Source organism: Amycolatopsis sp. NPDC004747 (assembly GCF_053601335.1).
Genome location: NZ_JBSGBQ010000003.1, coordinates 315653 through 334845 on the forward strand (window position 1 = coordinate 315653; position 19193 = coordinate 334845).

Consider the following 19193-nt stretch of genomic DNA (forward strand, 5'->3'; position numbering starts at 1 on the left):
GGCACCGTTCGGCCCTGGTGCGCCCCGGGCGGCCGTGATCGGATGGGCGGATGATTCGGTCGACGTCGTCCGTGGTGCTGTGCGCGGTGCTCGCCGCGACCCTCCTGCCCGCTCCCGGGGTGAGCGCGGCGCCGGCGCCGGGACCGGGCGCCGTCTCGCACTTCGGCCTGGCCCGCAAGGACTGCCTCGGCACCGCGCGGAACACCACGAGCAAGGCGTGGTTCACCGTGGCGGGCGGCGTGCTCTCCGACGTCTACGCGCCGGTGATCGACAACACGAACGTCGAGACGCTGCAGTTCGCCGTCACCGACGGGCGCAGCTTCACCGACCTGCAGGCCCGCGACATGACCTACACGGTCCGCACGAGCGCGGGCGGGATGGCCTGCGAGGTGACGTCGACCCCGCGCAGCGGTCGCTACCGCCTGATCACCGAGTACCTGGCCGACCCGGCCCGGACCGGCGTGCTGATCCGGACGCGGCTGGAGCCGCTGCGGGACTCCGGCCGGGACCTGAAGGTCTACGTGCGGTTCGACGCGAGCATCAACGGCAACGGCGGTGGCGGCCCGGCCAACGGCGGCGGGGACACCGCCACCGTCGACGCGGCGACGTCCGCGCTGGTCAGCGCCGATCCGAACACCGTGTCCAGCGCGCCGGCCCGCGACTACGGCACCCCGCTGGCCGCGGCGCTGCGCGCCGACCGCCGGTTCCTGGCCACCGGCAGCGGGTTCGCCGGCACGCCGGGCGACGGGCTCGCCCAGCTGGACCGCGACCACCGGCTCACCGACACGACACCGACCGCGGCGAACGGCAACGTCGTCCAGACCGCGCAGCTGGACCTGCAGCCGCGCCGCCCGGCCGTGCTGGCGCTCGGCTTCGGCGCGGACGCCCGCGCCGCGGTCGCCACGGCCGGCGCGAGCCTGCGCACGCCGTTCGAGGCGAGCTACCGCCAGTACGAACGCGAGTGGCGTGCCTACGACAACGGGCTGATCCCGTTGCGGGGCAAGGCCCCGGAAGACTCCACCGCCTATTACCAGTCGGTCAACGTGCTCAAGGCCAGCGAGGACAAGACGTTCCCGGGTGCGGTCGTCGCGTCCCTCGGCAGCCCGTGGGGCCAGGCGGTGTCCGCCGGCGACGCGCCCGGCGGCAAGCCCGTCTACTTCGGCTCCTACCGCGAGATCTTCGCCCGCGACCTCTACGAAAGCTTCTCCGGCCTCTTGGCGGCCGGCGATCGCGAGACAGCTCGGGCGAGCGTCCGGTGGCTGTTCACCCGCCAGCAGCAGCCGGACGGCCGGTTCCCGCGCAACTCGATGCTCAACGGCAAGAAGGCGCCCGACTCCGGCGGTGACCAGCTCGACGAGAGCGCGTACCCGATCCTGATGGCGTTGCAGGCCGGGCTGGACCGCGACCGCGACCTCTACACCGGCCACATCCGCGCCGCCGCGGACTTCGTCGTCGCGCACGGGCCGGCGTTCGGCTCGGAACGCTGGGAAGAGCAGGGCGGCTACTCCCCTTCGACGATCGCCGCGGAGATCGCCGGGCTCGTCGCCGCGGGCGTGATCGCCGAGCGCAACGGCGACAGCGCCCGCGCGAACGTCTACCGCGCCACCGCCGACCACTTCCAGCGCAGCATCAAGGGCTGGACGGTGACCTCCACCGGACCGTACGGCGGCCGGTACTTCCTGCGGCTGACCAAGAACGGCGACCCGAACTCGGAGTGGATCTACAACCTGGGCAACGGCTCGGTCGACGCCGACCAGCGCGCGGTCGTCGACGCCGGGTTCCTCGAGCTGACCCGCCTCGGCGTGCTGCCCGCGGACGACCCGGACGTCGCCGCGTCGCTCGGCGTCGTCGACCGCGTGATCAAGCGGGACACCCCGGCCGGGCCGGGCTGGTACCGCTACGGGACGTCGGCGCCGGGCAGCGAGGACGGCTACGGCGACTGCTACGAGCCCGACCCGACGAACTGCGGCCCGACGGGCGCGCCTTGGCCGTCGGCGAACACCGGGTCCGGGCACCTGTGGCCGGTGCTGGCCGGTGAACGCGGCGAGCAGGCCGTGCAGACCGGCGACCGGGCAGGCGCGGCGGCGCTGCTGCGCGCGATGCGGGCCCAGACGAACGGGACCGGCCTGATCCCCGAGCAGATCTGGGAGAACCCGGCGCTGCCCGCGTCGCCTTACGGGTCGGACCCGCGGACGGCGTCGATCGGCTTCACGCCGGGGCAGTCCGTCGGCTCGGTGGCGCCGCTGAGCTGGGCGCAGTCGCAGTCGGTGCGGCTGGCCAGGGCCGTGGAGGACGGACGGCTGCCCGAGCAGCCCGCCGAGGTCCGCGCGCGCTACCGCGCCGCGCCGCCTGCTTTGGCCGTCACGCTGGACGCACCCGCGTCGGTGTCCACCGCGACCGCGCAGGTCAGCGGCACCGCGCCCGCGGGCAGCCGGGTCGACCTCGCCGTTTCGGCCACCGACGCCGGGACGACGTCCGTGCTGTCGACCCGGGCTTCGGCGGCGGGGACGTTCACCGCATCCGTGCCGACCCCGCTGGGCGCGAACGTCGTCACCGCGACGGCCACGGGCGCGGGAACGGGGTACGCGCAGAAGACGATCAGCTCGGACTTCGTCACCGGCACGGTCCTGCTGGACACCACCGATCCGGACGGCGACGACAACGGCCCGGGCACCTACACGTACCCGACCGCGGGCGACTTCCACGCGGGCGCGTTCGACCTGCAGCGGTTCCAGGTCATCGATTCGGGCACCAACCTGGTGTTCCGGGCCCAGCTCCGCGACCTGTCGCCGACGTTCGGCTCGCCGCTGGGGGCCCAGCTGCTGACGATCTACGGCCACGACCCGGCCGCGACGGCGACGTCGACCGCGGCACCGTTCCCGAGCCGGGCGTACACGATCGCGGCGCAGGACGCGTGGAGCCGGCGCATCGAGGTCCAGGGCTTCGCCGAGCCGGTACTCGTAGATGCTTCGGGCGCCTCGCCGGCAACGCCGTCCGTGCAGGCCTCACAGGCCACGCGGTACATCACGGTCAGCGTGGCGAAGGCGGCCTTCGGCACGCCGGGCCCCGGGTGGACGTTCGCCGTGGTGCTGACCGGCCAGGACGGCAACTCCCCCGACCAGGCCCGGCCGTTCACGCCGACGGCGGGCCAGTACACGTTCGGCCTCTGCGCACCCGGCGGGACGGCGCCGATCTGCGCGGCGGACCCGGCGACCGCCCCGAAGGCGTTCGACGTGCTGACGCCGTCCGGAGTGGACCAGAAGCTCGAGCTGGACCCGACCCGCGGTCCGGTCGCGGTGCGTGGCGTGCCGGTGGGCTGATCTGGCAGGGTCGAGCCATGATCGACGAGTTCGCGAAGGAATACCTGCACAGCGACCTGCGCGAAATCCGCGAAGAAATGGTGGGGAAGCTCGACGGCCTGAGCGAGTACGACATCCGCCGTCCCCTGACGACGACCGGCACCAACCTCCTCGGCCTGGTCAAGCACCTGGCCCTGTGGGAGGCCCGGTACCTGGGCGAGGTCTTCGGCCGCCCGTTCCCCGAACCCCTGCCCCGCTGGGACGACCGGTCGGTGCGTGGCCAGGACATGTGGGCGACCGAAACCGAGACACGCGCGGAAATCGTCGACCGCTACCGGCGGGTCTGGGCCCACGCCGACGCGACGATCACCGAGCTGGCCATCGACGCACCGGGCCACGTCCCCTGGTGGCCCCGCCCGGACGTGCTGCTCTTCAACGTCCTGGTCCACCGCCTCACGGAGACGAACAGACACGCAGGCCACGCGGACGTCCTGCGGGAGCAACTCGACGGCTCGCTCGCCGGCGACAGCCACCACGACCCGGAATTCTGGACGGCCCGCCGCACCGAGGTCGAACGGGCAGCCAAAGCCGCCGGCTGACCGTCGCCCGCTCCGGGTGTTCGGGGGCAACATCGAGGAGACGGCCAGGCAGACCTGCGGCTACCAGAAGATGAATGTCCGGTATGCGCTAACCTGGCCGATCATGGTATCCGGCCGGGTGCGCCGGTGCGTCGAGGAGCGAATTCGTGCAACCGAACCTGGGGCCAGGTGAAGACTTCCAGCTGCTGCTCGAGCGGCAGGTCCGGGAGATGCAGTCGAAGGCCGCGGCACTGAACGAGGCCATTTCCTCGGCCGGGGCGACGGTCCGCACCCGCGACGGTTCGGTCACCGTGACGCTCGCCCCGAACGGCGCGCTCACCAACCTCGAGCTCGGGCACCGGGCGTGCGAGCTGGGCCCGGCGCGGCTGACCGCGGCGATCATGGGCGCGGTGCGCGACGCGCAGCGCCAGACCGCCCGCGCCGTCGCGGACTCCTTCGCCACCATCAACGGCGACGGCGAATCGACCGAAATGGTCCGGTCCTTCCTGCCGCCGGACCCGCCGCCGGACGGGAACTTCGCGGACCCCGAAGGCGCCGAGCCCACCCCGCCGCCGCCCGCTCCGCCCGCTCGGCCCGCGCCCCCGGCGCCGCCGTCCGCGCCGCGGCGCCGTCCCGCGGCCGACGACCGCCCCGACGACGAATCGAACCCCTGGTGACCGGCGGCGGGTTCCGCGTCTCTTCGGAGCCGCTGGCGGAGTTCGGCAGGCACCTCGACGAGCTGCAGAAGAACCTGCAGAGCACCTCGGACCTCGTCGGCGGCATGGTCTGCGACCCGGGCATGTTCGGCATCAACCCGGCGTGCCAGCTGATGGCCGCCGGCGCGAGCACCTGGACGGACAAGGCGCACCACCAGTTCGGGGACTACGCCAAGACCGTCGGCGAGTTCGCCGACAAGGTCAACGAGGCGGCCAAGCGCTACCAGTCGGGTGAAGAAGACGCCGTGAACTCGATCGTGAGGTTCGGATAGTGGCCGACGACTACCGGAGCAAGGACGTCAGCCTCCACGGTTCGGAACTGTTCAACAGCGACAACGCCTCGGCCGGCGCCGGTTTCTTCGAGGCGGCGGTCGGTCTGGACAAGGCCGTCAAGGAGCACGACAAGGTCGCGATCGGCATCGGCTCGGCGGGCATGGCGCTGGAGACCATCGGTCTCGTGCTGGACCCGATCGGCAGCCTGCTGACGGCCGGGATCGGCTGGCTCATCGAGCACATCACCATCCTGCGGTGGCCGCTGGACATCCTGATGGGCGACCCGATCGGCATCGCGGCGGCGAGCGAAGCGCTCACGGCGGAGAAGAAGAAGCTGGAGCAGTGGTCGACCGGCCACCAGCAGGCGCTCGACAAGCTGATGAACGAGTGGAGCGGCCAGGCCGCGGACCAGTTCAAGCGGGACATGGACGCGGTCACCGCCCAGCTGGCCTCCCTCGGCGGCTACCTCGACGAGGCCGGCAAGAACATGAAGATCGCCGGCGGCATCGTCGGCGCGTTCCGCGGCATCCTCCGCGACCTGATCGCGATGCTCCTGGCGACGATCGTCAAGGGTGCCCTGATCGCGGCGGCACTGGCCCCGGTGACGTTCGGCGCGTCGATCGCGATCTTCATCGGCACGACGATCGGCACGGTGGCGACGGCGCTGGGCAAGATCGGCGCCAAGCTGGCCCAGCTGGCCAAGAAGCTGGGCGAGCTGCTGCAGGCGCTGACGAAGCTGGGCAAGGCGGGCGACGACCTGGCGGCGGCCAAGCCCCCGACGAGCAGCCTCACCCCGACGCCCACCCCGAAGCCGGACGCAACACCGGCACCGAAGCCGGACCCGACGCCGAAGCCGGACACCACGCCGGAACCCAAGCCTTCCTCGGCGACCCCGGAGCCGAAGCCCGAGCCCAAGCCGGACACCACACCCGAGCCCAAGCCTTCCTCGGCAACCCCCGAGCCCAAGCCCGAGCCTGCACCTTCGTCTTCCTCGGCGACTCCGGAACCCAAGCCCGACACCACGCCATCGTCGGCGACCCCCGAACCCAAGCCCGAGCCCAAGCCGGACACCACACCCGAGCCCAAGCCCGAGCCGAAGCCGGAACCCGCACCCTCGTCCTCCTCGGCCACCCCGGAACCGAAACCCGAGCCCAAGCCGGACACCACCCCCGAGCCCAAGCCCGAACCGAAGCCTTCATCGGCGACCCCAGAGCCGAAGCCCGAGCCCAAGCCCGACACCACGCCGGAACCGAAGCCGGACAGCACCCCGGAACCCAAGCCGGAGCCCGCGCCCTCCTCGGCCACGCCGGAACCGAAGCCGGACACCACGCCCGAGCCGAAGCCGGACACCACTCCGGCCCCCACCCCGGATCCCAAGCCGCACAAGCCGTTCACCGACCAGATGACCGATGTCATCAAGACCAAGCTGTCCCAAATGGACGGTGTGACGCCCGAGATCATGCAGAAGTTCGACAAGATCAGCAACTTCTCCGTGCACGAGCTCGGCAAGCTGTTCGGCAAGGAGGGCGCCGAACGGTTCGAGTCGGCCATCAAGGTCATGACCGACCCGTGGTTCGGCAAGTCGGGCCTGGCCGGCAAGACCGTCGTCGACATGATCAAGGGTGTGCCCGCCAGCATCGGCAACGTCACCGGCGGGAACGACGACGAGAGCTAGCCGAGCGGGTCCAGCCCGGTCAGCGCCGTGCTTTCCGCCCACAGCCGCGCGGCGGCCGCGTCGTCGGTGAGGTTGGCCCACCGGCGTTCGAGCCGCGGCTTGCCGCGCAGGCCGAACACGCGCGGGCCCCACAGCTGACCGCTCTCGACGTCCGCGCCGAGCACCGCGCGCACCGCGGGGCGCGCCCCGGCGTCCTTGCCGTGCAGCACGATCCGGGCCGGGAGGGCCGTCAGCCACGCTCCGGTCGTGCGGGTGTGCACCGGCGGCCGTGACGGCGTCAGCGAATCGAGCGCCCCGCCGGGGTGGGCGAGGACGCTGCGCCGCGCGGAGCCCGCCGCCCGCAGGCGCCGGTCGAGCTCGACCGCGAACAGCATCTGGGCGAGCTTCGACCGCTCGTAAGCCCGCTTCGGCCGGTAGTCACGCTCGCTCTGGAGATCGGCGAAGTCTAGGCGAGCCGACTTCGCCGCGAAGCTGCCCGTGGTGACGATCCGCGCGGACGGCGACAGCACCGGCATCAGCCGCGCGACCAGCGCGAAGTGGCCGAGGTGGTTGGTGCCGAACATCAGCTCGTTCCCGTCCGCGGTCTCGCGCCGCGGCGGCTCGTCGAGCGCGACCCCCGCGTTGCAGATGACGGCGTCCAGCTCGCCGACGTCCGGCGCGAGCGAGCCGAGGTCCGCGAGGTCCAGCCGGATGTGGCCCACCTTCGCCCCGGAAACGCGCGAGCGGATCGACTCGGTCGCGGCCTGGGCCTTGCCCGGGTCGCGGCTGCCGATCACCACCGCCGCGCCCGCCGAAGCCAGCTGCTCGGCGGCGAAATAGCCGATCCCCGCGTTGCCCCCGGTCACCAGTACCCGCATCGAAGCCCCCTCGTGCCCACCTGTCCTTCGTGGACAACGCTACCGACGGCTCGGCGGTGCCGAAGGCCGGGGATTCCGGGGGTTCAGAGCCGGCTGAGGCCGTGCAGGATGCGCTTCATCAGGTCCATGCTCGGCCGGTTGCCGTTGCCCTTCTTCGCGGTGTGCACGGCGACGAGCCCGCGGTCGGCGAGGTCGGAGAGCAGGACCCGGGCCACCCCGAGCGGCAGCCGGCGCCGCGCGGCCACCTCGGCCACGGACTGCGAGGTGCGGCACAGCACGCAGATTTCCGACTCTTCCGGGGTGCTCCCGCGCGTCATGGCCCGCCCGCGGGCGGTGGTCGAGACCAGCGTCTCGACGGGCAGATCGCGCGTCGGGCGCGTCCGGCCGTGGGTCCGGAAGTACGGACGGACGAGACCAGCCGCCCCTCCCTCGTCGAGCGCGGTCCCCCAGTGCACAGCCAGCTCCTCACGGCGATTAATCCTTGTCGGCGATTATTCGACACCGTGATCGACTCCTTCGCAATCGACCGAACAGGCTAACGGACGGTAAAATGCAGGTCAGGGTGGCGCCGTTGAACGACACCACCCCGAGGGAGGAAGGTCATCGAGCGGGATTATCAGCGATCTGACAACTCGGCCGGCTTCCGCGCCTTGCGGGCACGGGCCCGCAGCCGGCGCAGCCACGCCCGCGCGGCGGCGAACTCGTGCTGGACCTCGGCGATGCGGGCGCGGAGGTAGTCGTCGGAAATCATTCGTGGCTCCCCTCGTCGTGACGTGCCGTCACGGTGCGCGGGGGCCGTTGGGAAAATCTTGCCCAGACCTTGCCCGGACGCCGCGGATCCGCTACGCCTGAGGCAAGGGGGCAGGCTGTGGTGGAACTGCGGGTGCTGGGTGCCGTCGAGGTCGCCGCCGGTGGCACCCGGCTCGATATCGGGCACGCGCGGCAGCGTGACGTGCTGGCGGTGCTGCTCCTCGACGTCGGCCGGACGGTCCCGGTCGACCGGCTCGTCGACCGCGTGTGGGGCGAGCGGGCACCCCGGCGGCCGAGGAACTCGCTGTACGCGTACGTCTCGCGGCTGAAGACGGTGCTGGGTGCGCTGGACGGCGTGACGATCGAACGCGAACGGGACGGCTACGTCCTCCGGGCCGATCCGCTGCTGGTGGACGTCCACCGGTTCGAAAGCCTCCTGCGGCAGGCGAAGGAGACCGAAGACGACCACGCCGCGCTCGCGCTGTACGACGAAGCACTGGCGCTCTGGCGCGGCACCCCGCTCGGCGAGCTGGATTCGCCGTGGGCGGACGGCGTCCGCGGCGAGCTGGAGCGCAAGCGCGAGACGGCCGTGCTCGACCGCGACGACCTGCGGCTGCGCACCGGCGCCCACGCCGACGTCCTGGCCCAGCCCGCCCCGGACGTCGGCGAACGGGCGGCCGCCCAGCGGATCGAGGCGCTGTTCCTGGACGGACGCCCGGCCGACGCGCTGCGGGAGTACGAAGAGGTGCGGGCACGGCTGGCGGACGAGCTCGGCGCCGACCCGGGCCCCCGGCTGCGCGGCCTGCACGAGCGGATCCTGACCGGCGGCGGCGCGGAGCCGCGGCAGCTGCCGGCCGCGACGTCGTCGTTCTGCGGACGCGCCGCCGAACGGGCGGCGCTCGACCGGATGCTGGGCCCGGACGGCGCGGTCGCGGTGATCTCCGGCGCGGGCGGTCTGGGGAAGACGTGGCTGGCGGTGCGCTGGGCGACCGACCACGCGAGCCGCTTCCCCGACGGTCAGCTGTACGCCGACCTGCGCGGCTTCGACCCGGCCCACGAACCGGTGCCCGCCGAGCGCGTGGTCCGCGGGTTCCTCGGCGCGCTCGGCGTCGCGGCGGCGTCGATCCCGCCGGACCCGGACGGGCAGGCGGCGCTGTACCGCAGCCTCACGGCCCGGCGACGGCTGCTCGTGGTGCTCGACAACGCGCGCGACACCCGGCACGTGACGCCGCTGCTGCCCGGCGGATCGTCGTGTTCGGTCCTCGTCACCAGCCGCCACGAGCTCGGCGGCCTGCTCACGACGCACGGCGCGAGCGCGCTGCCGCTGTGCACCCTCGACGAAGGCCAGGCGCGGGAGCTGCTCGCGCACAAGCTGGGCGCGGCCCGGCTGGCCGCAGAACCCGAAGCGACGCAGGAAATCCTGGACCGGTGCGGCGGACTGGCACTGGCGCTGGCGATCGCCGCCGCCCGCGTGGCGGCCCAGCCGGACCGGCGGCTGTCCGCGCTGGCCGCCGAACTGCGCGAAAGCCGGCTCGACGCCCTGGACACCGGGGAGCTGACCGCAAGCCTGCGCGCGGTGTTCGACGCGTCCTACCGCTCGCTCCCCGCCGGTGCCGCCGCCGCGTTCCGCCTGCTGGGGCTGGCGCCCACCGGCGACATCGGCCGCGCGGCGGCGACGGCGCTGCTGGGTGACGCCCGCGCCGTGCGCGTGCTGTGCGCGGCCAACCTCCTGGAGGAGCACCAGCCGGGCCGCTTCCGGATGCACGACCTGGTCAAGCTCTATGCGGCCGAGCTGGTGGCGGCGACCGACGGCGACGCCACCCGCCTGGCCGCGTCGACCAGGCTGTTCGACCACTACCTGTGCTGGGCGTCGGCGGCGATGGACCTGTTCTCGCCCCACGAGCCGTAACTGCGGCCGGAGGTGCCCGGGCCACGCCCGTCCTTCGCGACCGGCGAGGCGGCGCGGGCCTGGCTGGACACCGAGCGGGCGACGATGCTGGCGCTGGCCACGAGCGCGCCGAAGGCACTGGCGGGGCACGTGATCGGCCTGTCGTCGACGCTCTGGCGGTACCTGTACATCGCGGCGCACCACTACGAGGCACTCGCGCTCCACACGGCCGCGCTGGCGCTGACGGTCCCCGGCACGCGGGAGCGGGGGTTCGCCGACCACGCGGTCGGCATGACCCTGATCTTCCTCGGCCGGTTCGACGCGGCCGCGTCACACCTCGAGCAGGCCCTTTCCCTGGCCTTGGCGCAGCGGAACGACCTGCTGGAAAGCATGACGCGCAACAGCATCGCGACGATCGACGACATCCGCGGCCGGCGCCGGGAGGCCCGCGCGCAGTACGACCTGGCCCTCGCGGCGGCGCGCCGGACGGGCCACGCGCTGCTGGAGGGGATAGCGCTGTGCAACATGGGAGAGCACCACCGCTGGTGCGGCAACCACCGGAAGGCTGTGGAGTACCTGCGGCGCAGCGGCCGCATAGCCGACGACCTCGGCTCGGCGGGGCTGGGCGGCCCGGTGCTGGCGGCCTTGGGCAGTGCGTACGCGGGCCTGGGCCGCCCGGAGGAAGCCGACGAGCACTTCCGCCGGGCGTTGGACTTCGCCCGGAAGGGCGGGAACACGAACCTCGAAGTCACGGCCTTGAACGACTTCGCGGCGACCAAGTCGGGCGCCGAGGCGATCTCGTGGTACGAGAAGGCTTTGACGCTGGCACGGCGGACCGGTCACCTTCGGGAACGTGCTTTCGCGCAGCACGGGTTGGGGGTGGCCCACCGTGCTGTGGGAAACCACGCCGAGGCGACGTCTTGTTTGGAAGCGGCTTTGGTCGCGTACACGGAGCTGCGCGCGCCGGAGGCTCAGGAGGTGCGCGCTTTGCTTGGTTTGCGTGGGACAGCCGAAGGAGCCGCCGCGCAGGATTCCGAGACGGCCTGACGACGGCCTGGCGGGGCCAAAAAGCAGGTCAGAGGCGGATCGGCTTCTTGTTCATGAACTCTTCGATGCCCAGCGCCCCCAGCTCCCGTCCGATTCCCGACCGTTTGATGCCGCCGAACGGGAGGTCGGCCTCCGAGCCGCCGGACTTGTTCACGTACACCATTCCCGCCTCGATTTCCCTTGCCACCCGGGCCGCTCGGGCTCGGTCGGTTGCGAACACGCTTGCGCCCAGGCCGAATGGGGTGTCGTTCGCCAGTGCCACGGCCTCGGTTTCCGTCTCCGCGCGGAACAGCAGCGCCACCGGGCCGAAGATCTCCTCGTGGTACGCCGCCATTTCGGGTGTCACGTCCGTCAGGACCGTTGCCTCCACGTACGCCCCCGGGCCCGGGATGCGGTGGCCGCCCGCGCGCAGCGTTGCCCCTTCGCGGATTGCCGTCTCTATCTGGGCCGCCACCTCGACCGCCGCCGATGGCGAGGCCAACGGGGGCAGTGTTGTCGACGGGTCCGCCGGGTCGCCCGCGACGTAGTACTCCGTCACGCGCTTGGCGAAGCGGTCCACGAACTCCTCGTACAGCTCGCCCAGGACGATGATGCGCTTGGGTGCGTTGCACGACTGGCCGCAGTTGCGCATCCGGGCCGTCGCCGTGATCTTGACCGTTTCGTCCAGGTCGGCGGTGTCCAGCACGATCAGCGGGTCGGAGCCGCCCAGTTCGAGGACGCACTTCTTGAGGTTCCGGCCGGCTTCGGCCGCCACCGAGACGCCCGCCTGCTCGCTGCCCGTGAGGGACACGCCGGCCAGGCGCGGGTCCGCGAGCATCCACGGGACCTGGCGGCTCGACGCGAACACGTTCACGTAGGCGTCCTCGGGCACTCCGGCGTCCCGCAGCAGCGCCTCGATCGCGACCGCCGAACGCGGGCAGATCGACGCGTGCTTCAGCAGGATCGTGTTGCCCAGCACCAGGTTCGGCGCCACGAACCGGGCGACCTGGTAGCACGGGAAGTTCCACGGCATCACGCCCAGCAGCGCCCCGATCGGCTCCTTCGTCAGCACCGCCTCGCCGCCGCGGATCGGCAGCCGCTCGTCCGCCAGCAGGTCCGGGCCGCGCTCGCCGTAGTACCGGAAGATGTCGGCGACGACGCCCACTTCGCCGCGGCCTTCGTTGATCCGCTTGCCCATCTCCAGGGTCATGATCGCGGCCAGCTCGTCGGCGCGCTCGGCGAACAGCTCCGCCGCACGCAGCACGACCGCGGCGCGTTCGGCGACCGGCCGGGCCCGCCAGCCCGCGTACCCGCGGTGCACCCGGTCGATCGCCGCGCGGACCTCCTCGTCGGTCGCGTTCGGGATCTCGTCGACCAGCTCGCCCGTCGCCGGATTGGTGACTGTATACAAAGCGGCCTCCTTTGTCGGACTACTGGATACTGTATACACTATGTGAGCAGTGATCGACACCCGCGCGGCGGTACCCCTCAGCGCTTGATCGACTATCGTTCCCCCATGACGCTGGAACTCACCGGCGGACCCGATTTCGCCGCGCAGGCCCCGAAAACCACGCACTGGACCCGGCAGTACACCGCGGCCGCGGTCACCTTCGGCTGCCCGGCGCGCACGCCGGAACGCACGCCGCGGGTGTGGGGCGGGCGTGGTCTCGGTCTACCGGAGAGCGAGCTGGCGGGGTTCGCCGCGCAGCTGCGCCGCGTCATGAAGCACGAGGCTTACTGGATCGCTCGCGCCGCCTCCCCGGACCGGCACGCGGGTGACGCATCAGTCTGGTCCCCAGGCCGCTTCGACGACGAAGACGGCTTCGTGTACTTCGCCGGCCCTTGCAGCCACGGCGACCCGTGGCCCGGTTACCGGCCGGCGCGGGCGTTCACCATCGCGCTCCCCCGCATCCGCGGCCTCCGGATTCAGGTGGCGGCGTACCTGGCCGGGTGAAATGGCGGAACCGGGCCCCCGATGCGGCCACCACCTCGCGGCGGCGATCAGCGGTATACGGTCGACAGCTCAGCTGCATAGGAGCCCTACCACGGCCGGGACTGCATACAATCGCTCGCTGCCTGACTGCCGCCCGTATACAGTCGACCACCGAATGCTCAGGAGCCATCACCGTGACCGTGGACGGTATGCAATCGCCCGCCACCTGACCGCCGTCCGTGCCGGAGCCGTCGCCGCCGTGGTCAGCGGTATACCGTCGACCACCCATGCCCTCCTCACCGGCCGCGACCTCCTCGCCGCCACCAAAGCAGCCGGCACCCTGCTCCCAGGCCGACGCAACCGCCCCGGCGTCACCGCCGGGCTGATCGCGCACATCGCCGTCTCCGCCGCCTGGACCACCGTCCTCGCCGCAGCAACACGCCGCCACCGGCTCGGAGCCGGTGGCGGCGCGGTCGCAGGATTGGCCATCGCGGCGCTGGACCTCGGGATCGCGGCCCGCGCGTACCCCGCCGTACAGGCGTTGCCGCGCGGACCGCAGATCCTGGATCACCTGGTGTTCGGCGCCGTCGCCGGCGCGCTGCTCGATCGGCCGCTAACGGACCGTCAGGGCACGACCTCGACGACGTCACCCGGGTGCAGCGAGTTGTAGAACGTCACCGCGGCTTCGTGCGAAAGGTGCACGCATCCGTGGGACTTCACCTTCAAACTGCCCTGGTGGAACGCCACCCCGGTCGTGGTGAAGAACACCGAGTACGGCATCGGCCCGTTGTACTGCTTGCTGTAGTGGTCGATGTCCTTGTACTGCACGTGGAACTTCCCCACCGGGGTCGGGTACTTCGCCAGCCCCACGGTGATCGGGACGCCGCCGTAGGTGACGTTCCCGGCGCCGTCGGTCAGCCACGCGGTATTCGAACCGCGCTGGACGCAGGCCTTCGCTTCGGCACTGCACGGCGTCGACGCCGCTTCGGCCGTTCCCGCGAACGCCATGGTCCCCGCCATCGCGGCGACCCCGCCCAGAAGTGCGATCATCCTCCGGTTCATCGTGTGCCTCCCGTTGTCGTTCGGCTACTCGAAGAGAGTGCCCACCAGGAGGATCTTCGAATCCGGCGAAGCGAAATCAGTTGCCCGGCTGCGAAAGCCCGAGGAATTCGGCCTGCTCGCGGTCGTACCGGCGGGTCAAGCCGTTGCCGTAGCGGTCCCACCAGTTCTGCGTGTGCCCGCCCTGGGTGGTCGTCGTCCCGCCGTAGATCCGGCGGTCGTATTCGACCCGCGCGTCGCGGAACTCCTGCTGGAACTGCTCCGGTGTGAGCCCCTGGACGTGCTGGACGGCCGCGTCGCTCAGCGTCCGCGAACTGCGCACGATGTCCTCGCCCGCCATGTGGTTGAGGATCGCGCGCACCCCGCCGGCGCCGCGCATGTGCGCACCGGACATGATCGCGGCCTGCGTGCCGGGGTCGGTGAAGTTGAGCGCGCCCGCCGTGCGCGCGTTCGCGGTCATCAGGTCGGCGACGACCGCGCGCTCTTCGGCGCTGCCGATCCCGTACTGCTCGCGCGCGGCGATGATCCGGTCGTAGCCGTTGTGCATGTTCTGCCGGAAGCCGTAGGCCTCGGGCACGCCGCCCTGCTCGCCCGTCGCGCCTTCGGAGCGCATGATCGAGTCGACGACGCGGGGGTCCAGCTGCTGCGGCGCGGCGGCCGCGGCGGCGCCACCGCCACCCTGCCCGTGCCCACCGCCGTACGCCTGGGCGACGTCGGAGTCGGCGGCGCGGTAGCCGTCCGCGGCCGTCTGGACGTTCTGATTCACGTTGGTCAGCAGGTGCAGCAGCTTCTGCAGGGCACTGCCCAGCGTCGAGTGCAGCGCCGAGTTCGCGGCCGCGACGCCGCTGCCGATCCCGGCGAACGACAACGCGTCCAGCACCAGGCCTTCCAGGTCGCGGGTGACCGACAGGAAGGACGCCCCGACGTCTTCGACCGCCCTGACGACGGTCCCCATCTCCGCCGTTTCGGCGCGGTAGGCCCCGGCACTCATGCTCTGCTCCCTCCGGACACCGGCTGTGCGCGTCGAGAATTCCCCACCGCGCCGGCCCGGTCCACGGCCGAATTACCCACTGGTTGCGGCAGGACTGCCCACACCGGCGCTAAAGTCGGGAGATGAGCGAACCCGACGGCGACCCGAACGTGGTCGAGGGCGAAATCGTCGACGACACCCCCACCGCGGCGCTGGCGATCCCGTCGCCGCCGCTGCCGGACCCCGACTACAGCGAGAGCGGGGTGCCCAGCTTCGACTACGTCCGCGACAAGATCGAGAGCCGGTACACCACGTCGCTCGGCTCGGTCGACGTGGCCGGTCTCGGCACCGAGAACACCGCCGAGACCCTCGACAAGCAGATCGCCGACCGCGACCAGGCCGCCAAGGACAGGCTCGCCGAGATCCGCCGCTCGATGCGCCAGGAGTGACTCCGCGCGGGCGACCGGCCGGCCCGGGTGACGCTCAGCGGGGCAGCCAGCGCACCTCGGCCGGCTGGTACCGGGCGATCGCGAGCAGCCGGTGCGGGAACACCGGCACCCGGCCGGCCAGCCCGGTGAGCCGCACCACTCGCTCGACGTCGCTGACGGGCGGCACGATCAGGCAGCCCGCGATCCCGCGCGTCCGGCACAGCTCGAACGCCCTCAGCAGGCCGCGGACCCCGCGGGCCGAAAGGAACTCCAGCTTGCCTAGGTCGAGCACCAGCAGGTGCGGCCCCGGCAGCTCGCAGACGGCGGCTTCGAGCACCGACGTCCACTGCAGCACCGCGTCGATGTCGAGTTCGCCTCGCAGCTCGACGACCAGTACGCCGCTGGCCTGTTCCGAGACGGTGTCGTCACGCATGAGCGCCTCCGGGGGAAGGGTCCCCGTCCCACCCCCATGGTCGCACGGACGTCAGGCTTCCGTAATACCCGCGTGGAATCATCAGGGGGCCGGGGCAGTTGTAACGGGCAGTAGCACCGCACGAGAAGAAGGAGTGACGCCGTGACCACGTCAACCGAAAGGGCCGTCCTGGCCGGCGGCTGCTTCTGGGGCATGCAGGAGCTGTTCCGCCGTCAGCCCGGGGTGATCTCGACCCGGGTCGGTTACAGCGGCGGCGACGTCCCCAACGCCACGTACCGCAACCACGGCACCCACGCCGAGGCCATCGAGGTGATCTACGACCCCTCTCGGACCACGTTCCGTGACCTGCTCGAGTTCTTCTTCCAGGTGCACGACCCGACGACGAAGAACCGCCAGGGCAACGACATCGGCCTGAGCTACCGCTCGGCGATCTTCTTCGAGAACGACGAGCAGAAGCGGGTCGCCGAGGACACGATCGCCGACGTCGACGCGTCGGGGCTGTGGCCGGGCAAGGTCGTCACCGAGGTCAGCCCGGTGGGTGACTTCTGGGAGGCGGAGCCGGAGCACCAGGACTACCTACAGCGCATCCCGAACGGGTACACGTGCCACTTCGTGCGCCCGGGATGGAAGCTCCCGAAGCGCGAGAAGACCGCCTGACACAGCACCACCGAAGGGCCCCTTCGCCGATCCGGCGAAGGGGCCCTTCGTCGTTCCGGAGGCAGCCGAGATCCGCCGAACGGCGGTGATCCACATCAAGTCCACAATGGACGGTCGACACCGGGAATCCCAATAGTGTCAAATGTCCTTTTTGGGATGTATTGCGACTTGCCGATAAGACCGTACGTTAGTCGCTTGTTCACGGGGCTTTCACACCGGATGCTGATTTCCGCTAAGCCGCACCATTTTTCCCCGTCGTCCCCGTTCTCGGCCCGGCTCGACCCCGGGCCGGTTCGCCCTGCCCGGAGGAGATCCCCCGATGCACCTGAGACGTCCATTCGTCTTGGCCGCGAGCGGCGCGCTGATCGCCGCGGTGTGCACGACCACCACGGCCCAGGCCCAGCCCGCCACCCCGAACGCCGTCCCGGACGCCCAGACCCTGGCCGTGTCGGCGGCGGCCGGGCTCGTGGCGAGCAGGCCCGCCGCGCTGCACGCGAGCGCGGACGACGTTTTCCTGGCTCAGAAGGCAATTTCCTCGACCAACGGCCTCAAGTACATCCCCTACGAGCGCAGCTACAAGGGCATGGCCGTGGTGGGCGGCGACTTCGTGGTCGCCACCGACTCGACGGGCCAGGTGCTCGGCACCTCGGTCGCGCAGGACCAGACGATCAACCTCGCCACCACCACGGCGAAGGTTTCGCAGGCCGCCGCGGAGGCGACCGCGCGGCAGCAGCTGACCGCGGTGGACAGCATCAGCCCCGCCCAGCAGGTCGTCTACGCGCTCGGCACGCCGACGCTGGCCTGGAAGAGCACCGTCGTCGGCCGGGACGCCGAGGGCCCGAGCCGGCTCGACGTCATCGTCGACGCCGCCACCGGGAAGGTGCTCAAGACCCAGGAGCACGTCCTCAACGGCGACGGCACCAGCGCGTGGAACGGCCCGAACCCGGTGCACCTCGACACCACGCACTCGGGCAGCACGTACTCGCTGAAGGACCCGACGATCACCAACACGTCCTGCCAGGACGCGGCGAACAACACCACGTTCTCCGGCCCGGACGACCTCTGGGGCAACGGCACCGCCAGCAACCGCGAAACCGGTTGCGTCGACGCGCTGTTCGCCGCCCAGACCGAGAACAAGATGCTCTCGCAGTGGCTGGGCCGCAACAGCTTCGACGGCAACGGCGGCGGCTGGCCGATCCGCGTCGGCCTGAACGACCAGAACGCCTACTACGACGGCACCCAGGTCCAGATCGGCAAGAACACCGCCGGCGGCTGGATCGGCTCGATCGACGTCGTCGCGCACGAGCACGGCCACGGCATCGACGACCACACCCCGGGTGGCATCTCGGGTGCGGGCACCCAGGAGTTCGTGGCGGACGTCTTCGGCGCCTCCACCGAGTGGTTCGCGAACGAGCCGTCGCCGTACGACGTGCCGGACTTCCTCGTCGGCGAGCAGGTCAACCTGGTCGGCTCCGGCCCGATCCGCAACATGTACAACCCGTCGGCGCTGGGCGACAAGAACTGCTACGACAGCAGCGTTCCCAACGGTGAGGTGCACGCGGCCGCCGGCCCCGGCAACCACTGGTTCTACCTGCTGGCCGAAGGCACCAACCCGACCAACGGCCAGCCGACCAGCACCACGTGCAACAGCTCCACGGTCACCGGTCTCGGCGTGCAGACCGCGCTGAAGATCTTCTACAACGCGATGCTGCTCAAGACCTCCAGCAGCTCGTACCTGAAGTACCGCACCTGGACGCTGACCGCGGCGAAGAACCTGTTCCCGGGCAGCTGCACCGAGTTCAACACCGTCAAGGCGGCGTGGGACGCGATCAGCGTGCCGGCCCAGTCGGCCGACCCGACCTGCTCGGCGACCGGCACGGTCACCGTTTCGAACCCGGGCAACCAGTCCACCGTGACCGGCGCTTCGGTGAACCTGCCGCTGTCGGCTTCGGGCGGCACCGCGCCGTACACCTGGTCGGCCACCGGCCTGCCGGCCGGCCTGTCGATCAGCTCGTCCACCGGCACCATCTCGGGCACCGCGACCACCGCGGGCACCTCGAACGTCACGGTGACGGCGACCGACAGCGCCAGCCACTCCGGCACGGCGTCGTTCTCCTGGACCGTCGGCACCACCGGCGGCTGCTCCGGCCAGAAGATCGCCAACGGCGGCTTCGAGTCGGGCGCGACGAGCTGGACCGGCACCACCGGCTCGATCGGCCAGTGGGGCTCGCAGGGTGAGGCCGCCCACGGCGGCACGTACTCGTCCTGGCTGGACGGCTACGGCAGCACGCACACCGAGTCGGTCGCGCAGTCGGTCAGCATCCCGGCGGGCTGCCACGCCAGCCTGACGTTCTACCTGCACATCGACACCGCGGAGACGACCACCTCCACCGCCTACGACAAGCTGACCGTGACCAACGGCAGCACGACGCTGGGCAGCTACTCCAACCTGAACAAGGCGTCCGGGTACGCGCTCAAGACCATCGACGTCTCGTCGGCGGCCGGCGGCACCCTCGCGCTGAAGTTCACCGGCACCGAAGACAGCTCGCTGCAGACCTCGTTCGTCATCGACGACGTGGCCGTGACCCTGAGCTGAAGCTGAACCACTGAAACACCGCCGCGGGGAGGCCGGGTGAACCGGCCTCCCCGCT

General features: G+C 71.4%; 19 protein-coding genes. 12 read left to right on the forward strand and 7 right to left on the reverse strand.

Annotated elements, in window-relative coordinates:
- Positions 1-50 precede the first annotated feature (50 nt).
- The 5 genes from ACWEGE_RS06390 to ACWEGE_RS06410 all read left to right on the forward strand — a co-directional run bounded on the left by ACWEGE_RS06390 (position 51) and on the right by ACWEGE_RS06410 (position 6541).
- Complete coding sequence (locus ACWEGE_RS06390) at positions 51-3320, forward strand: glucodextranase DOMON-like domain-containing protein (protein ID WP_449659383.1); 3270 nt, start codon at positions 51-53, stop codon at positions 3318-3320.
- Between the two features lie 17 nt (positions 3321-3337).
- Positions 3338-3898 (forward strand): DinB family protein, encoded by a 561-nt coding sequence (locus ACWEGE_RS06395; RefSeq protein ID WP_449659384.1) that lies wholly within the window; start codon positions 3338-3340, stop codon positions 3896-3898.
- Between the two features lie 146 nt (positions 3899-4044).
- Complete coding sequence (locus ACWEGE_RS06400) at positions 4045-4554, forward strand: YbaB/EbfC family nucleoid-associated protein (protein ID WP_449659385.1); 510 nt, start codon at positions 4045-4047, stop codon at positions 4552-4554.
- A complete protein-coding gene (locus ACWEGE_RS06405) occupies positions 4551-4865 on the forward strand; it encodes a hypothetical protein (RefSeq protein WP_449659386.1) in 315 nt (104 codons plus the stop codon). The genes ACWEGE_RS06400 and ACWEGE_RS06405 overlap by 4 nt, the downstream gene beginning before the upstream one ends.
- Positions 4865-6541 carry a hypothetical protein gene (locus ACWEGE_RS06410; protein WP_449659387.1) on the forward strand — a complete coding sequence of 559 codons (1677 nt, stop codon included), beginning with the start codon at positions 4865-4867 and terminating at the stop codon, positions 6539-6541. Before ACWEGE_RS06405 ends, ACWEGE_RS06410 begins: the two co-directional genes overlap by 1 nt.
- Here the strand turns inward: ACWEGE_RS06410 and ACWEGE_RS06415 are convergent.
- The 3 genes from ACWEGE_RS06415 to ACWEGE_RS06425 all read right to left on the reverse strand — a co-directional run bounded on the left by ACWEGE_RS06415 (position 6538) and on the right by ACWEGE_RS06425 (position 8149).
- The gene (locus tag ACWEGE_RS06415) at positions 6538-7398 is read right to left on the reverse strand and encodes an SDR family NAD(P)-dependent oxidoreductase (RefSeq protein ID WP_449659388.1); all 861 of its coding nucleotides are present in this window, start codon (positions 7396-7398) and stop codon (positions 6538-6540) included. The genes ACWEGE_RS06410 and ACWEGE_RS06415 overlap by 4 nt on opposite strands.
- An 83-nt stretch (positions 7399-7481) precedes the next feature.
- Positions 7482-7853, reverse strand: a complete 372-nt coding sequence (locus ACWEGE_RS06420) for a DUF742 domain-containing protein (protein WP_449659389.1) — start codon at positions 7851-7853, stop codon at positions 7482-7484.
- Between the two features lie 161 nt (positions 7854-8014).
- Entirely contained in the window at positions 8015-8149 is a 135-nt protein-coding gene (locus ACWEGE_RS06425) for a hypothetical protein (RefSeq protein WP_449659390.1), read from the reverse strand.
- A gap of 117 nt (positions 8150-8266) precedes the next feature.
- Between ACWEGE_RS06425 and ACWEGE_RS06430 the strand changes: the two genes are divergently transcribed.
- Together ACWEGE_RS06430 and ACWEGE_RS06435 are read left to right on the forward strand one after the other, a co-directional pair.
- Positions 8267-10057, forward strand: coding sequence for a BTAD domain-containing putative transcriptional regulator (locus tag ACWEGE_RS06430; protein ID WP_449659391.1), 1791 nt, complete (start codon positions 8267-8269; stop codon positions 10055-10057).
- Between the two features lie 12 nt (positions 10058-10069).
- Entirely contained in the window at positions 10070-11083 is a 1014-nt protein-coding gene (locus tag ACWEGE_RS06435) for a tetratricopeptide repeat protein (RefSeq protein WP_449659392.1), read from the forward strand.
- A 28-nt stretch (positions 11084-11111) separates the two neighbouring features.
- Here the strand turns inward: ACWEGE_RS06435 and ACWEGE_RS06440 are convergent, their stop codons facing one another.
- Complete coding sequence (locus ACWEGE_RS06440; RefSeq protein ID WP_449659393.1) at positions 11112-12473, reverse strand: NAD-dependent succinate-semialdehyde dehydrogenase; 1362 nt, start codon at positions 12471-12473, stop codon at positions 11112-11114.
- 105 nt (positions 12474-12578) lie between these two features.
- On the opposite strand from ACWEGE_RS06440, the gene ACWEGE_RS06445 reads away from it, so the two are divergent.
- Both ACWEGE_RS06445 and ACWEGE_RS06450 read left to right on the forward strand, forming a co-directional pair.
- On the forward strand, positions 12579-13016 hold the full coding sequence (locus tag ACWEGE_RS06445; protein ID WP_449659394.1) for a hypothetical protein: 438 nt from the start codon (positions 12579-12581) through the stop codon (positions 13014-13016).
- A 154-nt stretch (positions 13017-13170) separates the two neighbouring features.
- The gene (locus tag ACWEGE_RS06450; RefSeq protein ID WP_449659395.1) at positions 13171-13665 is read left to right on the forward strand and encodes a hypothetical protein; all 495 of its coding nucleotides are present in this window, start codon (positions 13171-13173) and stop codon (positions 13663-13665) included.
- Here the strand turns inward: ACWEGE_RS06450 and ACWEGE_RS06455 are convergent.
- Both ACWEGE_RS06455 and ACWEGE_RS06460 read right to left on the reverse strand, forming a co-directional pair.
- A complete protein-coding gene (locus tag ACWEGE_RS06455) occupies positions 13620-14045 on the reverse strand; it encodes a L,D-transpeptidase (protein ID WP_449659396.1) in 426 nt (141 codons plus the stop codon). The genes ACWEGE_RS06450 and ACWEGE_RS06455 overlap by 46 nt on opposite strands.
- A gap of 88 nt (positions 14046-14133) precedes the next feature.
- Positions 14134-15045: a hypothetical protein gene (locus ACWEGE_RS06460; protein WP_449659397.1), complete on the reverse strand. Its 912-nt coding sequence runs from the start codon at positions 15043-15045 to the stop codon at positions 14134-14136.
- A gap of 122 nt (positions 15046-15167) precedes the next feature.
- Here ACWEGE_RS06460 and ACWEGE_RS06465 point away from each other — a divergent pair, with 122 nt between their 5' ends.
- Positions 15168-15473 (forward strand): hypothetical protein, encoded by a 306-nt coding sequence (locus ACWEGE_RS06465; protein ID WP_449659398.1) that lies wholly within the window; start codon positions 15168-15170, stop codon positions 15471-15473.
- 34 nt (positions 15474-15507) lie between these two features.
- On the opposite strand, the gene ACWEGE_RS06470 is transcribed toward ACWEGE_RS06465, so the two are convergent.
- Entirely contained in the window at positions 15508-15885 is a 378-nt protein-coding gene (locus ACWEGE_RS06470) for an STAS domain-containing protein (RefSeq protein WP_449659399.1), read from the reverse strand.
- A 141-nt stretch (positions 15886-16026) separates the two neighbouring features.
- On the opposite strand from ACWEGE_RS06470, the gene msrA reads away from it, so the two are divergent.
- Positions 16027-16542, forward strand: a complete 516-nt coding sequence (msrA, locus tag ACWEGE_RS06475) for a peptide-methionine (S)-S-oxide reductase MsrA (protein ID WP_449659400.1) — start codon at positions 16027-16029, stop codon at positions 16540-16542.
- Positions 16543-16861: 319 nt separating this feature from the next.
- On the forward strand, positions 16862-19138 hold the full coding sequence (locus ACWEGE_RS06480) for a M4 family metallopeptidase (RefSeq protein ID WP_449659401.1): 2277 nt from the start codon (positions 16862-16864) through the stop codon (positions 19136-19138).
- Positions 19139-19193: the final 55 nt, after the last annotated feature.

Excerpts from the sequence above, each read along its gene's own strand:
- ACWEGE_RS06460 (WP_449659397.1), bottom strand. The coding sequence starts at position 15,045 with ATGAGTGCCGGGGCCTACCGCGCCGAAACGGCGGAGATGGGGACCGTC.
- ACWEGE_RS06465 (WP_449659398.1), top strand. The coding sequence starts at position 15,168 with ATGAGCGAACCCGACGGCGACCCGAACGTGGTCGAGGGCGAAATCGTC.
- ACWEGE_RS06390 (WP_449659383.1), top strand. The coding sequence starts at position 51 with ATGATTCGGTCGACGTCGTCCGTGGTGCTGTGCGCGGTGCTCGCCGCG.
- ACWEGE_RS06415 (WP_449659388.1), bottom strand. The coding sequence starts at position 7,398 with ATGCGGGTACTGGTGACCGGGGGCAACGCGGGGATCGGCTATTTCGCC.
- ACWEGE_RS06395 (WP_449659384.1), top strand. The coding sequence starts at position 3,338 with ATGATCGACGAGTTCGCGAAGGAATACCTGCACAGCGACCTGCGCGAA.
- ACWEGE_RS06450 (WP_449659395.1), top strand. The coding sequence starts at position 13,171 with ATGCTCAGGAGCCATCACCGTGACCGTGGACGGTATGCAATCGCCCGC.
- ACWEGE_RS06480 (WP_449659401.1), top strand. The coding sequence starts at position 16,862 with ATGCACCTGAGACGTCCATTCGTCTTGGCCGCGAGCGGCGCGCTGATC.
- ACWEGE_RS06445 (WP_449659394.1), top strand. The coding sequence starts at position 12,579 with ATGACGCTGGAACTCACCGGCGGACCCGATTTCGCCGCGCAGGCCCCG.
- ACWEGE_RS06425 (WP_449659390.1), bottom strand. The coding sequence starts at position 8,149 with ATGATTTCCGACGACTACCTCCGCGCCCGCATCGCCGAGGTCCAGCAC.
- ACWEGE_RS06470 (WP_449659399.1), bottom strand. The coding sequence starts at position 15,885 with ATGCGTGACGACACCGTCTCGGAACAGGCCAGCGGCGTACTGGTCGTC.
- ACWEGE_RS06455 (WP_449659396.1), bottom strand. The coding sequence starts at position 14,045 with ATGATCGCACTTCTGGGCGGGGTCGCCGCGATGGCGGGGACCATGGCG.